Origin of the sequence: Pseudoalteromonas sp. SWYJ118, assembly GCF_015864505.1 — a bacterium.
GTDB lineage: Bacteria > Pseudomonadota > Gammaproteobacteria > Enterobacterales > Alteromonadaceae > Pseudoalteromonas > Pseudoalteromonas arctica.
The window spans coordinates 79279-93480 of record NZ_JADYXC010000013.1 but is presented as its reverse complement, the minus strand read 5'-3'; the positions used below and the strand labels follow the sequence as shown (position 1 = coordinate 93480).

Below are 14202 nucleotides of genomic sequence, written 5' to 3'. Positions count from 1 at the left end.
TATATAAGTTATGAGTAGTTACATTAAATGAATAAATTAAACCCTAAAAAATTATTGAATAGTAAATGGACCGCAACACCTTCTATAAATAAAGAAAAACACTTCATTATTGTTGAGGTGGAATTTGATGAAGATGGCAACGTAATTGAATGTATTACCGAGGCTGTTATGTCAAAAAATCAATATCCAATTAGTTGGCGAGATTTAAAAGATAACCAAAAGTGGCTGCAAGGGTGGAAGTAGTTTAAATCTACATAGTTTACCTCACTCCAATAGCGGCACATTTGCAGATAGCTGGCACACGATGTAGGTTTGCTTAACTCAAGCGAACCTATATTTTACGGCGCATTAAGTTATGAACTCAATGCTATAACTTAGCTCATATATCACATTCTTTCTGAGTAATTCGCCATTTGGCAACAAAACAGTTAATTTCAAAATATCCTTTCAAAATTTTTATAATAAATCTCAAAAATAATGTAACTGACTAATTATAAATGAATTAATTATTTAATAGTCGCGAACAAATCCTATGTTACTTCCATGTTCATATTCAGTTTATTTTGAAGACTAACCCAAACACCCCCCTTATTGGCTTTTTAGCAAAAGTGTGTCTTTTTAACTAAATCTAACTAATTGATTTATATCGGTTTATTGCTTTTAGGTAAATGGCTGTTGCTAAATAGCAACAATAACACCTCCTCAAATTAAGCTTCTCTCGCTTTATATTGTTTAACTCATTGTTTTTAAATAATAAATAAAAAGTGGCACCGAAGTTGTAATACCTAGAGTGTATTAAGCAAAACGTGATGAAAGCCAAAGGCCTTAATTGCAACAACCCAATGAAGGAATACTATTATGAAAACATTTCAATCAACACTAGTACTAATGGCGCTAGCTTCTTCATCAGCGGCTTTTGCAGCAACAGATTTTGATACGCTAGACGTAGATGGTAATGGCGCAATCAGCCAAGCCGAAGCTTCAGTAGATGCTGAGCTTTTAAGCAAATTTGAAGAACTCGATACAAACCAAGATGGTGAGCTATCTGAAGATGAGTTTTCTAAGGCCTAAAATTAAAGCCTTAAGCAGTTAATGCTCTGTAATGTTATCTAAATTCTGAGTTGCCAAAGACAACCTAAGTAGGCAAGGGAGCCTACTAAAAAGAATAACCAGGAAGTGACTAGAGAGCACTATAGAGCAAATTTATTTAGGACACCGCATACTTTTGAAGGATTAAATTATGAAAAAGCTACAATCAACATTTGTACTTATGGCTATTGTTTCTTCGTCAGTAGTATTTGCAAACACAGACTTTGAAACACTCGACGCAGACGACAACGCTTCAATTAGCCAAACTGAAGAATCGGCGCAAGTGATAGAGCAATTTGACGAGCTGAATGTTCAAAGTAGCGATGGTCCGACAGAAAATGATTTTTTTGAATATTAATTTATAAACACTTTACTCCTAAAGGATCTTTGAAAAGGACTTCTTACCTCTAATCAGGTCACCCCTAATCAGGCTCAAAGCCTAAGGAAACGATTATGAAAACATTACACAAAACTTTAGGGCGTATTGATCTTTGTGGATTGAAATTTGTTCAATCTAGGGACGATTAAATCGCGGCGCGAGGTTTGTAACCTAGTGGGCTAAGTAAAAACCGAGCAACAAAGAGTTAATCGTCCCTAGAAAGAACCCAAAGGGCAGCGCATGTTTGGTATTTATGCTGCGTTATCGCCTATTTATGGGGAATAACCACACTACATAGGCTCTGCGTTGCCTAAAAACCAAACATACTGCTGCAAATTCACCCACCAAAGATCAACACGCCCTACCACTTGCAGCCCTTGCTTCTTCTTCAGCGGTAGATTTTGGTTCTTTTGATACTGATGGCGACGGCGTAATTAGCAAATCAGAAGCACAAGTAAACTCGCAACTAGTACAGTTATTTGATCAACTAGATGCAGATGGAAATGGCGAGTTATCTAAAGAAGAGTTTTCAAAGGTTCAATAACAGGCTCTATATTTGAGTTAGTTGTAAAACCTTACCAGTCATACTCACAAAGCAGCTAAGTAATTAATGCTTAGCTGCTTTTTTGTGCATTTAATTTAATATATTACTTTTTAGTCACCAAAATAGTGCAAAACACGAGTTTGAATATCATTAAGTTGCTGATTGTTAGGTTATTTTATTATTGGTTTTAAACTTGCAAATCTATTTATAACTTAGGTTAATGAGTATTTAAAATGGCGCGAATGAGTTATATCAGTAGTGTTGAGCGCTACCATGAATATGAGCATGTGATACACAGTTTACTTGAATCTATTTTGATGAGTATTGAGGATGGGTTAACTAAGGAGCGTGATACCCGCTACCTGATTAAGCAGTACCCATTTTTAGAATTACAATATTGTTTAAATGCAGAAGGTTTGCAGCAGGGTAATAATGTCTGCTTTAAACGGGCATATAGCAAAAAACTAGGTGAAAGTGGTAATCAACAAGATTTAAGCGAGCGCCCCTATTTTTTGAACGCTAAAACAAGTGATAGGGTGTGCTTTACTGATCCCTACATTTCTATAGCGACTAACCATTTATGTATATCGGCGATTAAAGAACTAAAAAAACCAATTAATAATCAACATTACTTGGTCGTTGATGTGAGCTTAACGCAGCTTATTGAGTTTGTAATGGGTGATACTGCGCGCGCTAATATGTCGCCTTACTTTAAAGCGGGTTACGGTATTATTGTTGCGTGCTTATTTTGCTTAGTATTATTTTTACTGAATATCGTTTTTAATGATATATACGCGCTATTAACCCATGTAGATACCTCATCAGACCCACTTGAACCCTTTAGTATCATTATTTACATCACCCTAGCATTAGCAGTATTCGATTTAGGTAAAACAATACTCGAAGAAGAAATCCTTATGCATAAGGATATTTTTAGGCACTCATCTACGCGGCGCACTATTACACGGTTTATATCTACCGTGTTGATTGCTATATCAATTGAGGCGCTGTTAACTATGTTTAAAGCGGCGCTGGGGCAATCGGAATATTTAATGCCTGCAATAGCGATGATGCTTGCAGTAGTGGGGCTTTTAATTGCACTGGCTATCTATGTTTACTTAGGGGCAAAGGCCGAAACGCTATTAATGCGGGCTCGTTTAAAACAAAAATCCTCCAAGTAGGAGGATTTTTATATTACATAACTATTAATAGTTATTTATTGTTTATCTTGCGCGCGTTTGGCTTTAAAGTCAGACTCGCTCGTCCACTTTGGCCAATCGCCATTGTTTGCAAGTTGAGTGGCTATATCAACAATAAGATCTATATCTTGCTTAACGCCACCTAACGACCAATCAGCTGAGTAGTCGTCTGCTTCTTTATGGTACTTATGCGCTATGTATTCAGGGTCGGTATCGCCCAGGCTCATAAATAATAGACTAGGCACACCTTGCTTAGAAAGTGAGAAATGATCAGATCTAAAAAATAAGCCATTTTGCGGGCGAGGATCCATTTTAACAACACGGCCTTGTGATTTTGCAGCCTTTGCTAAATAGTTTTCCATTGTCGATAAATCTTTACCGTATTGTAAAATGTAGTCAGTGCCATCAAGCACGTTCATGCCATCAATATTTAATAGACCGACCATTTTTTTTGTAGGTACAACCGCACCCGATGCAAATTCTTCAGAACCAATTAACCCCGTTTCTTCTGCTGTAAAGTTAGCAAAAATAATTGAGCGTTTAAATGGTTTTTGCTTATTCATTTTGCTCATGATGCGTGCTATTTCAAGCGTGGCTGCAGTGCCTGAAGCGTTATCTACTGCGCCGTTATAAATCTTAGGGCCAGTATCCGTTTGTTTAGTACCAAAGTGGTCCCAGTGAGCGCTAATAACAACGTATTCGTCAGGTGATTCGCTACCTGTAATTTGTGCAACTACGTTATGCGATTTTGCATGAGATACTTCGTTTTTAAAGGCAAGGTTTGCTTTTAAGTTAAGTGGCGTCGCTTTAAAGTCATCATTTAATGCTGCTTGTTTTAAATCTTGATAGTTAAGCTTTGCGGCGTTAAACATTTTCTCAGTCGCATCAAGTGTTAGCCAGCCCATAACCGGTAATTTAGACGCGTTTAAATTGTTATCCGTTAACGTGTATTTAGTGCCGGTGTTTGAACTTTCAACTACGCCCCAAGGGTATGCCGCAGGTGCTGTTTCATGAACAATAAATACAGCCTTTGCACCTTGGCGAGCGGCTTCTTCATATTTATAAGTCCAGCGACCGTAGTAGGTCATTGCATTACCAGTAAAAAGGGCATTGTTTTGAGTAGCAAAGCCTGGATCGTTAACTAGCACAACCACTGTTTTATCTGTTACATCAATATTTTTATAGTCATTCCAGCTATATTCTGGCGCATTAATGCCATAGCCAACAAATACAACGTCAGAGCTTCTTACATCAATTAATGGCTGAAGTTGCTCGGTACGTGCGGTAAAGTCTTTGCCTGATTCAAAGCTCAAATCACCTACCTTTAACTGCATGTCCTGATTAGCTGTCACCATTGCCATTTTTACAGGCTGTAAGTATTTACCTTTATAAGCACCGGTTAAACCCAGCGCTTTATATTGCTCGCTTAAGTAGCCTACTGTTTTTACTTCGCCATGAGTAAGCGGGCCTCGGCCTTGAAAGTCATCAGAGGCTAGCGTTTTAATATGCTGTTTAATATTGCTAAGGCTTACACCGGCTGTATTTTCTAATGGGGTTTGTTGGCTTGCAGGCTCTGAGCAGCCAAAGAGTGCAACTAGCAGGCTTAGGCTAGCGCTTTTTAAAAGAGTAGATGCCATAGTCTTCATATTGTTATTTAATTAGGCTTTCAATATAAAGGAAGCACCGCAGCGATGTCGAATTTTTATAGAGAACTTTTCATTCAATTGCAGATTGATTTTATAATGTGTATAAATAACGAACAACCTAAAGGAGCACATAATGAGCCAATGTAAAAAAAGTGGGTATTTATTTATAGCTAGTGGCATTGCATTTTTTGCTGCTGCAATATTAGCTGAGCAGGAGACATTTTTTGTGCTGTCTGCTTCTTTTATAATATTGGGCACTATAAGTATAAAAAAAGCGGCTTAATAACCGCTTAGTTTTTTTAGCTAAATATAAAGCTTAAATACAATACTTGGCACTAAAAGCAAAAAACCAGCATTAGCTGGTTTTTTAGTATAAGTTGCAGTTAGCTTTATGCGTCTGCAAGCTTTACGCGGATCTTACTTTTATCAACAGTAGATTGGTTAAGTGCTTTAATGGCGCTTTTACTTTCTATGTCGTTTGGCATTTCTAAAAAGGCAAAGCCTTTAGATTGGCCAGTTTCTTTATCAAGTACCAAGTTGCAGGTAGTCACTTTACCGTGCTCTGCAAATAAAGTACGAAGCTCATGCTCAGTGGTAGCACGAGACAAGTTACGAACTAATAGTTTCATAATGAACCTAAATAATTATGTCAGTATTAATTATCTCAAGTAACTCAGCTTTAACCTAATTTTATTTTAAAACATATATAAATAAACGTTCTATAGGAATAATTGTTTGTATCACACTGAAAAAACATAGCTTTTATAATTTTAAATAGATTGCCATCAAATTGGTCATGTTAATTGGTAATTGAGTTGTGGTTATTTGCATAGTTAATTGGTAAGTTTATGTTTTATTAACTTACTATTAACTATAAAACTAACAATGCCTAAATATAATCTTAAACTGCGTAATGTAATTACAACCGCACTTCTATCTTGTTTAGTTGTTGGTTGTGGCAGCTCTGGCTCTGATTCTACGGTGCAAAATAATGAAGCGGTTACTTTACAAACTCCTGCAATAATTGGTGGTAATAGCCGAGGCGAAGTTATTAGTGATAGTAATGATGCAATAACAGGCTCATTAACCATTACTGATCAACAATCCGGTGAGGCTGCTTTTATAGCACAAGAAAATAGCGCTACAAGCTATGGTTTTTTTAGCTTAAATGCTGGTGGAGATTGGTCATACACACTTGATGATTTAAATGCTTCAATAACATCTTTAAGTGAAGATGAAACACTGCAAGACACAATAACTGTAAACTCTTTAGATGATACTAGCGTGCAAGTTGTCATAACAATTGTTGGTGCACCAATAGCTCAAGCTGATGGCTTTGAGAAAATATCACACGTTTTATTGCAATCAGATGGCGTTAATTCGGGGCTTGACGCATACACGCTTATTGAAAATGCCTTCGGCGAAGGGTCAATTGAATCCCCAGATTTATACGCTGGCAATCATGAAAGTGTTGTCCATATTATTGAAGATACCGATACGATAATTGGTAACCATTTTGTCTTTTTAGCTCACCGAGATGATGACCAAGATAAAGACAAAGGCGTAAGTGATAGACAACGTAACGAAATAAAAACCTACGATAAATCACCACAAGAAACACTGGCGTTTGAGGGTGAAACATTTCAATACAGTTGGAAATTTAAAGTAAGCAGCGAGCTTGAGCTTACGAGTAAGTTTAGCCATTTTTTTCAAATGAAAGCCCGAAATGATAGCAACGACAACACCAATGGTAATGACGATCAGCCTATTATCACGCTTTCTGGGGCGCAAAAAAACAGTACAGGTAATCAGCTGCAAGTGCGATATAGTGCAGGCTTTGATGAAAACGGTAACAGCACGGGTCTGGATAGAAACTTAATTGAAACCGACTGGTCAGTTATTACTGATGAATGGGTCGAAGTATTTGTACAAGCTACATTTAGTGAAAATGGCAAGTTTGATATGGCGTTAACGCGCTTAAGCGATAATGCAGAGATATTTAATATAAGCGAGCAAAACATAGATATGTGGCGCGGCTTTAGTGATGATGATTTTGCTCGTCCTAAGTGGGGAATATACCGCTCGATTGTTGAAACCGACAGCCTTCGCGCTGATGAAGAACGAGTTAGATTTGCTGATTTTTCTATTACAAAAGGTAAGTTAGCGCAGTAAGCTATAGCATTAACATGAAAAAGCCGTTAATGATTATGCATCATTAACGGCTTTTTAAATTTTTTGAGAAAAGTGATTATTTCACTTCTTTACCTGCAGCTTGTTGATCAGCATGGTAGCTTGAGCGTACAAACGGGCCTGAAGCCGCGTGAGTAAAGCCAATTTCGTCTGCATACGCTTTTAAGCCATCAAACTCTACTGGTGGCACGTAGCGCTTAACCGGTAAGTGATGCTTAGAAGGTTGTAGGTATTGGCCTACAGTAAGCATATCTACGTTGTGAGCACGTAAATCGCGAAGTACTTCTTCAATTTCGCTAATTTCTTCACCTAAACCAACCATTAGGCCTGATTTAGTTTTTACTTCTGGGTGAGCTTCTTTAAAGCGACGAAGTAATTCTAAAGACCATTTGTAGTCAGCACCAGGACGAGCTAGTTTATATAAACGTGGCGCAGTTTCAAGATTGTGGTTAAACACATCTGGTGGCGTCTCGATTAGTATCTCTAGTGCGCGGTCCATACGGCCACGAAAATCTGGTACTAAAATTTCGATAGTGATTGTTGGATTGTGCTTACGAATTTCGCGAATACAATCAGCAAAGTGTTGTGCACCACCATCACGTAAATCATCACGGTCAACCGAAGTGATTACAACGTAGCTTAGCTTCATATCTTTAATAGTAAGTGCTAGCTTTTCAGGTTCAGTGGCATCAGGTTTTAATGGGCGACCATGGGCAACATCACAAAATGGGCAACGGCGAGTACATATTGCACCTAAAATCATAAAGGTAGCGGTACCGTGGTTAAAACATTCTGATAGGTTAGGGCACGAAGCCTCTTCACATACCGAGTGTAAGCCATGTTTACGTAGCGCTTTTTTAATGCCGTCAATTCGATCTGTTGATTTAGGTAAGCGAATTTTTAACCATTCTGGCTTACGTAACATTTCAGTTTTTTCTGTAGGTAAAACTTTTACTGGGATCAACGCCATTTTTTCTGCGTCGCGTAGTTTTACACCTGGTTCCATTTTGACTGGTTTATTCATTCGTTTTCAAACCCTTCAGTATGCTTAACCTGTGTTGCATTAAGCTTATTGATCATGTGTTTTACCAATCCTTCACCCGCACTTTCTAGGTTTTGAGGACCATCTAATTCTTTAGTTTGCACCATATTCATGCCCGCATAACCACATGGGTTAATGCGTAAAAATGGACTTAGATCCATATTAACATTTAATGCTAAGCCATGAAACGAGCAACCACGACGAACTCTTAACCCGAGAGATGCAATTTTGCTGTCGTTAACGTAAACACCTGGTGCATCAGCTTTAGCATACGCTTCAATACCGTACTCGGCGAGTGATTCAATAATGCACTCTTCAAGCCACGTAACTAGTTCACGTACACCAATTTTTAAACGACGTAGATTAAATAATACATACATCATCTGTTGGCCTGGGCCGTGATAAGTTACTTGTCCGCCACGGTCAACTTTAATCACCTCAATGTCGCCAGGAGCTAGTAAGTGTTCGTCCTTACCAGCCTGACCTTGGGTGAATACACTCTCGTGCTCTACAAGCCAAATTTCATCTGGCGTATTTTCATCACGGGTGTCGGTAAAGTCCTGCATTTTTTGCCAAATTGGCATATAACGCTGACGACCCAGTTGGCGTACGATCAAAGTGTTTTCGTTCACAACAAATCTCAACTATGGCTTAAAGCATGTGGCGTACGTCATCAATATTGCTGATCACGTTGTAAATTTCTTCAATGTGTTTGCCACTAGTAACCGTTGCTACAAGGCTTACTGACTCGTAATTACCTTTGCTGCTTGGTTTTACTTTAGGGGCGTAATCGCCAGGTGCTATTGGTTGTAACTTAGCTAAAATTTGATCAGTTAAGTTTACATTAGCTAAACCCATTATTCTGAATGTAAATGGGCAAGGGTACTCTAGGTACTCATCAAATTTAGTATCTTTAACAGGTTGAACCACGACGGTGACTCCTCATACAAAAGTGTGGACTCTATGCAAGCTCGAAGCTTAATACAGATAGGCAATTAGCAGTCTTGCTTATATGGGGCGCATTCTAACATTTTTCAAGCAAAAAAAAACGCCTCACAGTGGAGACGTTTAAATTAGTTACCCTAGTTAATAGGGGAGCTATAAATTACTGCATGATCTGTAAACGTAAGTAATCATAAATTTTGCTAAAGAAGCTGCCTTCTTCCACTTCTTCAAGTGTTACTAGTGGGTATTGAGCAATATCTTCGCCCTCTAGTTGTAAGAATAACGTACCTACTTTAGTACCTTTAGCAAGTGGTGCTTCAAGCGTGTTATCTAGCTCAAAGTTAGCTTTAAGGTTTTTATGCTGACCACGTGGGATAGTAATTGGTGTATCTTCTAAAATACCTAAAGATACATTTTCTTTGTTACCCATCCAAATACGTTGTTCTGCAAAGCTATCGCCTGCTTTGTACGGAGTAATTGTTTCATAAAAACGAAAACCATAGTTAAGTAGCTTTTTACTTTCTACTTTACGAGCACGTTCGCTGGTAGTACCCATAACAACAGCAATTAAACGCATATCGTTTTTAGTTGCTGAGGTAACTAGGCTGTAGCCTGCTTCTGATGTATGGCCAGTTTTAATACCGTCAACATCTAAGCTTTCGTCCCACAATAATGAGTTACGGTTATATTGCTTAATGCCGTTATAAGTAAATGACTTTTGCTTATAAAGTGCGTATTCGTCTGGCACATCACGAATAAGTGCAGCGCCGAGGGTTGCCATATCGCGCGGAGTTGTGAAGTGCTCGTCAGTATCAAGGCCGTGGCTGTTGATAAAGTGGCTGTTGCTCATACCTAATTTAGCAGCATGTGCATTCATTAAATCAGCAAATGCGCTTTCGCTTCCAGCAATATGCTCAGCCATTGCAACACATGCATCATTACCAGATTGAATAATAATACCGTGGTTAAGCTGATCAACACTAATTTGCTTACCTACTTCAATAAACATTTTAGAAGATTCAGGGAAGTTTTTAGCCCATGCTTTTTCGCTTACCGTTACCATATCGGTATTGGCAATGTTACCGGCTTTAATTTCAGTACCAATTACATAACTGGTCATCATTTTAGTTAAACTTGCTGGTGCTAGCTGTGTGTCAGCTTCACCTTCAGCAATTACTTTACCAGTTGTAAAGTCGACTAAAAAATAACCTTTTGCATTAACTTGAGGTGGTGCCGGAATAATTTGGGCGCTGGCTGAGAATACGGCGGCTGTACAAACGAGGCCGCATACACCTTTGAGGATTTTATGTTTAATAGATTTCATCATACTCATTAATGGTTAAAGTTAAAGATTCGCGTTACGCTATTTTATACCCAAACCAGCCCGAGATGCGAGCATCTTGGGCTGGTTTGGGTATTAGTCTTACTGAGTGTAAAGCAAGAACGCGTTTTGAAATTGATTTTGTTTTAATTTTTTTAATACTTCGTCTGCATGAGGGGTGTCTTTTATTGGCCCTAAATGCAGTCTGTAAATATCGTCTTTTTGAACGATATTTGTTGGTAATTTGTATTGCTCTCGCAATGTACTGGCAAGCGCTTCAATATTGGCAAGTGTACTACCTGCAGCTACTTGAATATAGGTTTGACGCGCAGTTGCGCCGGCAAGGGTAACGGCCTCTAGCTTAACCTTTGCTGTACCATGAGTGTAATAGCCAAGCTTATAAGCGGCAGCATACGAAAGGTCAATCACTCTATCGTCATGAAACGGACCCCGGTCGTTTACGCGCACTATTACCGATTTACCATTTGCTGTATTGGTTACTTTAACAAAGCTAGGTAATGGCAGCGTTTTATGCGCTGCGGTCATGGCAAACATATCGTAGGTTTCACCATTTGAAGTGTGATAACCATGAAATTTTCGACCATACCACGAGGCAATACCTTCCTCAGAATAACCTGTTTCGTCAAGCATAGGGGAATAGCTTTTACCAAGCACTGTGTACGGGCGGCTTGCGCTGGCACTTTTAGTGGTTTCGGTTACTATCGCGTCTTGCATTTCAAGCGTAGTAGGAGCTCTAAGTGGTGCTGCATCGTGGCGCATGCTATAACGGCTACCAGAGCCACTGCTACAAGCACTTAAAAGTAAAATTAATAATGTAGTAAATATAAGCTGATTAGTGTGTCGCATTATTTTAAAAGCATCCTTTTATCTGTCGCAATTGACATAATAATGCCAAATCCTGCCATGAGCGTCACCATTGAGGTGCCACCATAACTTATAAGTGGTAAAGGTACGCCAACAACAGGTAATAAACCCGATACCATGCCTATGTTAACAAATACATATACAAAGAAGGTGAGGGTGAGTGCGCCTGCAAGCAATTTACCAAATGCATCTTGTGCATTAACAGCAATGTATAAACCACGGCCAATAATAAATAAATAAAGGCTAAGTAAAACACATACACCAAATAAACCAAACTCTTCGCTTAAAACCGAAAATATAAAGTCAGTATGGCGCTCGGGTAAAAATTCTAATTGCGATTGCGTGCCAAGCAGCCAGCCTTTACCTTCTATCCCACCTGATCCAATAGCAATTTTAGATTGAATAATATGATAACCCGAACCAAGCGGATCGCTCTCAGGGTCTAAAAAGGTAAGTACACGTTGTTTTTGGTAATCGTGCATACCGTAGTGCCAAAATGGCCATGCGGCAAGCGCTACAATTGAGCTTAAAAAGCCGATTAAACGCCAACTTAAGCCCGACAAAAACAATACAAATATACCTGAACTAGCAATAAGTATGGCGGTACCTAAATCGGGCTGTTCTTTAATTAATAATGTAGGGAGCATTACAATCATAAAACCAATAATTAAGTGCAATGGACGAGGAGGTAGGTGATTACGCCCTATATACCAAGCAACCATCATCGGTACTGCTAATTTCATTAGTTCAGCAGGTTGAAACCGTGTAACGCCTAAATCAAGCCAGCGCTGTGCGCCTTTTGAACTTACACCAAACAAAAGTACACCCACTAGCATTAATAAACCAACACAATAAAGTGGGATTACTAACCGCTTTAATGTGGCAGGCGAAAACTGGGCTAAAACAACCATAGCAACAATCGCACCGCCCATACGGGTCATGTGCCTAATCATCATTGAAGAGTCTTGCCCGCTTGCGCTGTAAACAACCATTATGCTACCAGCCATCATTATGAGTAATGCAATAAGCAGTGGTAGGTCTAGGTGCATACGCATCCAAATAGAGCGCTTATCGTGCAAGTCGGTCATGGTGTATCGTTCCTTGCAAGATTAACTGGATTGGCTGCAAAGTAATAATCCATAAGTTGGCGAGCAATTTGAATACCGCCGTGGTTGTTTTCTAATACAACAGAAACCACAATTTTTGGATCGTTATAAGGTGCAAAACCTACATAAATAGTGTTGTCACGTTGGCGCTCTTTAAGCGATTTAGCATCGTAGCGTTCACCTTGTGCAATACTTACTACTTGCGCGGTACCGGTTTTACCCGCCGAGTCGTAGTTAGTGCCTTTAAATGCTTTGTGCGCTGTGCCAGATATTTTTTGGACCGTGTTATGCATAGCATCTAACGATACCTGCCAATGACGTGGATCTTTTAAAATAACAGGGGGTTTTTCTTCGTTATTTATTTGCGTTACATCGCTATCTTTTTTAACCACTTGCACTAAATGAGGCGGGTGATTAATACCACGATTAACCAATATGTTAGTTGCGTTTGCAATTTGAATTGGTGTAGCAGTCCAATAACCCTGTCCAATACCTACCGAAATAGTATCACCGCGCCACCAAGATTCTTTAAAGCGACCTTCTTTCCATTCTTTTGAAGGTAGAATAGCAGTGGTTTCTTCGTGAATATCAATACCTGATAAATCGCCATAACCAAAACGCGCCATAAAGTCGCTTATTTTAGTTATACCTAATCGATAAGCCGCATCGTAAAAATAAGTATCGCACGACTCTTCAATCGCTTTGTATACATCAACATGACCATGACCCCACCGTTTCCAGTCTCGCCATTTGTGTTCAACGTTTGGAATTTGAAAAAAGCCAGGATCCCATATCGATGTTGATTCATTTACTATGTTTTCTTCAAGGGCTAATACAGCCATTAACGGTTTTACTGTAGAGGCAGGGGCGTAACGACCTTGCGTAGTACGGTTTATTAATGGGCGATCTTGATTAAGCAGTGCTTTATAATTTTTGCTGCTAATACCGTGAACAAATAAGTTTGGGTCGTAACTTGGGTTTGAATAAAGCGCAAGCACGCCACCATCTTTGGCGTCCATAACTACCACAGCGCCACGCATATCTTTAAGCCCATGCTGTGCGATTTGTTGTAAGCCAATGTCTAAGGTCAATACTAAATCGCTACCCGGTTGTGGCTGGGTCATGCTTAGGGTACGAATTACGCGGCCACGGTTATTAACTTCTACTCGTTGTGAGCCCACTTTACCGTGCAATGTTTCTTCATAGTATTTTTCTAATCCGAGTTTACCAATATCATACGTAGCGCGGTAATTGGTTGCTCGGTCTTCTTGTTCTAATTGGTTTAGCTCTTTTCTATTAAGCTTTGCAACATATCCAAGCGCATGCGTTAGCGTATCGCCAAATGGGTAGTAGCGAGCAAGGCGAGCCTCAATACTAAAACCTGGGAATTTATGTTGATTAACCGAAAATTTCGCCACTTCTGTTTCGTCTAAGCGGGCTTTTAATACTTGTGATTTAAAACGGCGGGTGTGTTTTATATCTTTTAAAAAATCTTGTTTATCTTGCTCTGTAATCGCAATTATTTTACTTATTTGATTAAGCGATTCGTCAAGGTCGTCTACTTCTTCGGGGATGACTTCAAGATTGTAAACCGGTTTGTTTTCAGCAAGTAGTACACCGTTACGGTCGTAAATTAAACCACGATTGGGTGCAATAGGAATAACTTTAATGCGGTTGTCGTTAGAGCGAGTTTGGTAATCTTGGTGATCTTCTACCTGAATAGTGTAAAGATTAGAAAGCAATACAGCGACTAATCCTAATACAAAAACAAAACCCACGAATGCTCGCCTAGCAAATAAGTTTGCCTCTGCGGAGTGGTCACGAATAGTGGGTCTATGTTTTAGCATGGCAAGGCG

15 protein-coding genes and 1 pseudogene are annotated in these 14202 nt (G+C 39.1%); 7 read left to right on the top strand and 9 right to left on the bottom strand.

Going from position 1 to position 14202, the window contains the following annotated elements; genetic code table 11:
• Positions 1–27 precede the first annotated feature (27 nt).
• The 5 genes and pseudogenes from I6F48_RS13250 (at position 28) to I6F48_RS13230 (ending at position 3193) form a co-directional block, all read left to right on the top strand.
• The gene (locus tag I6F48_RS13250; protein WP_007585532.1) at positions 28–243 is read left to right on the top strand and encodes a TIGR02450 family Trp-rich protein; all 216 of its coding nucleotides are present in this window, start codon (positions 28–30) and stop codon (positions 241–243) included.
• A gap of 615 nt (positions 244–858) precedes the next feature.
• A complete protein-coding gene (locus tag I6F48_RS13245) occupies positions 859–1071 on the top strand; it encodes a calmodulin (protein WP_007585535.1) in 213 nt (70 codons plus the stop codon).
• Between the two features lie 169 nt (positions 1072–1240).
• A complete protein-coding gene (locus tag I6F48_RS13240; protein ID WP_197119601.1) occupies positions 1241–1447 on the top strand; it encodes a calmodulin in 207 nt (68 codons plus the stop codon).
• A 382-nt stretch (positions 1448–1829) separates the two neighbouring features.
• Positions 1830–2012 (top strand): annotated as a pseudogene (locus tag I6F48_RS13235) (calmodulin); the annotation flags it as partial.
• Positions 2013–2245: 233 nt separating this feature from the next.
• Positions 2246–3193 carry a PDC sensor domain-containing protein gene (locus I6F48_RS13230; RefSeq protein ID WP_024591129.1) on the top strand — a complete coding sequence of 316 codons (948 nt, stop codon included), beginning with the start codon at positions 2246–2248 and terminating at the stop codon, positions 3191–3193.
• Between the two features lie 35 nt (positions 3194–3228).
• On the opposite strand, the gene I6F48_RS13225 is transcribed toward I6F48_RS13230, so the two are convergent.
• Positions 3229–4848 (bottom strand): M28 family metallopeptidase, encoded by a 1620-nt coding sequence (locus tag I6F48_RS13225; RefSeq protein ID WP_197119600.1) that lies wholly within the window; start codon positions 4846–4848, stop codon positions 3229–3231.
• A gap of 142 nt (positions 4849–4990) precedes the next feature.
• Between I6F48_RS13225 and I6F48_RS13220 the strand changes: the two genes are divergently transcribed.
• Positions 4991–5140, top strand: coding sequence for a hypothetical protein (locus tag I6F48_RS13220; protein WP_007585545.1), 150 nt, complete (start codon positions 4991–4993; stop codon positions 5138–5140).
• 106 nt (positions 5141–5246) lie between these two features.
• Here the strand turns inward: I6F48_RS13220 and I6F48_RS13215 are convergent, their stop codons facing one another.
• The gene (locus I6F48_RS13215) at positions 5247–5486 is read right to left on the bottom strand and encodes an RNA recognition motif domain-containing protein (protein WP_007585551.1); all 240 of its coding nucleotides are present in this window, start codon (positions 5484–5486) and stop codon (positions 5247–5249) included.
• A gap of 256 nt (positions 5487–5742) precedes the next feature.
• On the opposite strand from I6F48_RS13215, the gene I6F48_RS13210 reads away from it, so the two are divergent.
• Entirely contained in the window at positions 5743–7029 is a 1287-nt protein-coding gene (locus I6F48_RS13210) for a VCBS domain-containing protein (RefSeq protein WP_197119599.1), read from the top strand.
• A gap of 76 nt (positions 7030–7105) precedes the next feature.
• Here the strand turns inward: I6F48_RS13210 and lipA are convergent, their stop codons facing one another.
• From lipA to mrdA, 7 genes are all read right to left on the bottom strand, one after another.
• Positions 7106–8071, bottom strand: coding sequence for a lipoyl synthase (lipA, locus tag I6F48_RS13205; RefSeq protein WP_002958515.1), 966 nt, complete (start codon positions 8069–8071; stop codon positions 7106–7108).
• Positions 8068–8721, bottom strand: coding sequence for a lipoyl(octanoyl) transferase LipB (lipB, locus tag I6F48_RS13200; protein WP_096792742.1), 654 nt, complete (start codon positions 8719–8721; stop codon positions 8068–8070). The genes lipA and lipB overlap by 4 nt, the downstream gene beginning before the upstream one ends.
• Before the next feature lie 19 nt (positions 8722–8740).
• Positions 8741–9019 carry a DUF493 family protein YbeD gene (gene ybeD, locus I6F48_RS13195; protein ID WP_002958517.1) on the bottom strand — a complete coding sequence of 93 codons (279 nt, stop codon included), beginning with the start codon at positions 9017–9019 and terminating at the stop codon, positions 8741–8743.
• 175 nt (positions 9020–9194) lie between these two features.
• Positions 9195–10358: a serine hydrolase gene (locus I6F48_RS13190; RefSeq protein ID WP_165728924.1), complete on the bottom strand. Its 1164-nt coding sequence runs from the start codon at positions 10356–10358 to the stop codon at positions 9195–9197.
• Positions 10359–10457: 99 nt separating this feature from the next.
• Positions 10458–11222: a septal ring lytic transglycosylase RlpA family protein gene (locus I6F48_RS13185; protein ID WP_197119598.1), complete on the bottom strand. Its 765-nt coding sequence runs from the start codon at positions 11220–11222 to the stop codon at positions 10458–10460.
• Positions 11222–12328, bottom strand: a complete 1107-nt coding sequence (gene rodA, locus I6F48_RS13180) for a rod shape-determining protein RodA (protein WP_197119597.1) — start codon at positions 12326–12328, stop codon at positions 11222–11224. The genes I6F48_RS13185 and rodA overlap by 1 nt, the downstream gene beginning before the upstream one ends.
• Complete coding sequence (gene mrdA / locus I6F48_RS13175) at positions 12325–14193, bottom strand: penicillin-binding protein 2 (protein WP_197119596.1); 1869 nt, start codon at positions 14191–14193, stop codon at positions 12325–12327. Before mrdA ends, rodA begins: the two co-directional genes overlap by 4 nt.
• Between the last annotated feature and the right edge of the window lie 9 nt (positions 14194–14202).

Excerpts from the sequence above, each read along its gene's own strand:
- I6F48_RS13250 (WP_007585532.1), top strand. The coding sequence starts at position 28 with ATGAATAAATTAAACCCTAAAAAATTATTGAATAGTAAATGGACCGCA.
- I6F48_RS13245 (WP_007585535.1), top strand. The coding sequence starts at position 859 with ATGAAAACATTTCAATCAACACTAGTACTAATGGCGCTAGCTTCTTCA.
- I6F48_RS13240 (WP_197119601.1), top strand. The coding sequence starts at position 1,241 with ATGAAAAAGCTACAATCAACATTTGTACTTATGGCTATTGTTTCTTCG.
- I6F48_RS13230 (WP_024591129.1), top strand. The coding sequence starts at position 2,246 with ATGGCGCGAATGAGTTATATCAGTAGTGTTGAGCGCTACCATGAATAT.
- I6F48_RS13225 (WP_197119600.1), bottom strand. The coding sequence starts at position 4,848 with ATGGCATCTACTCTTTTAAAAAGCGCTAGCCTAAGCCTGCTAGTTGCA.
- I6F48_RS13220 (WP_007585545.1), top strand. The coding sequence starts at position 4,991 with ATGAGCCAATGTAAAAAAAGTGGGTATTTATTTATAGCTAGTGGCATT.
- I6F48_RS13215 (WP_007585551.1), bottom strand. The coding sequence starts at position 5,486 with ATGAAACTATTAGTTCGTAACTTGTCTCGTGCTACCACTGAGCATGAG.
- I6F48_RS13210 (WP_197119599.1), top strand. The coding sequence starts at position 5,743 with ATGCCTAAATATAATCTTAAACTGCGTAATGTAATTACAACCGCACTT.
- lipA (WP_002958515.1), bottom strand. The coding sequence starts at position 8,071 with ATGAATAAACCAGTCAAAATGGAACCAGGTGTAAAACTACGCGACGCA.
- I6F48_RS13190 (WP_165728924.1), bottom strand. The coding sequence starts at position 10,358 with ATGAAATCTATTAAACATAAAATCCTCAAAGGTGTATGCGGCCTCGTT.
- I6F48_RS13185 (WP_197119598.1), bottom strand. The coding sequence starts at position 11,222 with ATGCGACACACTAATCAGCTTATATTTACTACATTATTAATTTTACTT.
- rodA (WP_197119597.1), bottom strand. The coding sequence starts at position 12,328 with ATGACCGACTTGCACGATAAGCGCTCTATTTGGATGCGTATGCACCTA.
- mrdA (WP_197119596.1), bottom strand. The coding sequence starts at position 14,193 with ATGCTAAAACATAGACCCACTATTCGTGACCACTCCGCAGAGGCAAAC.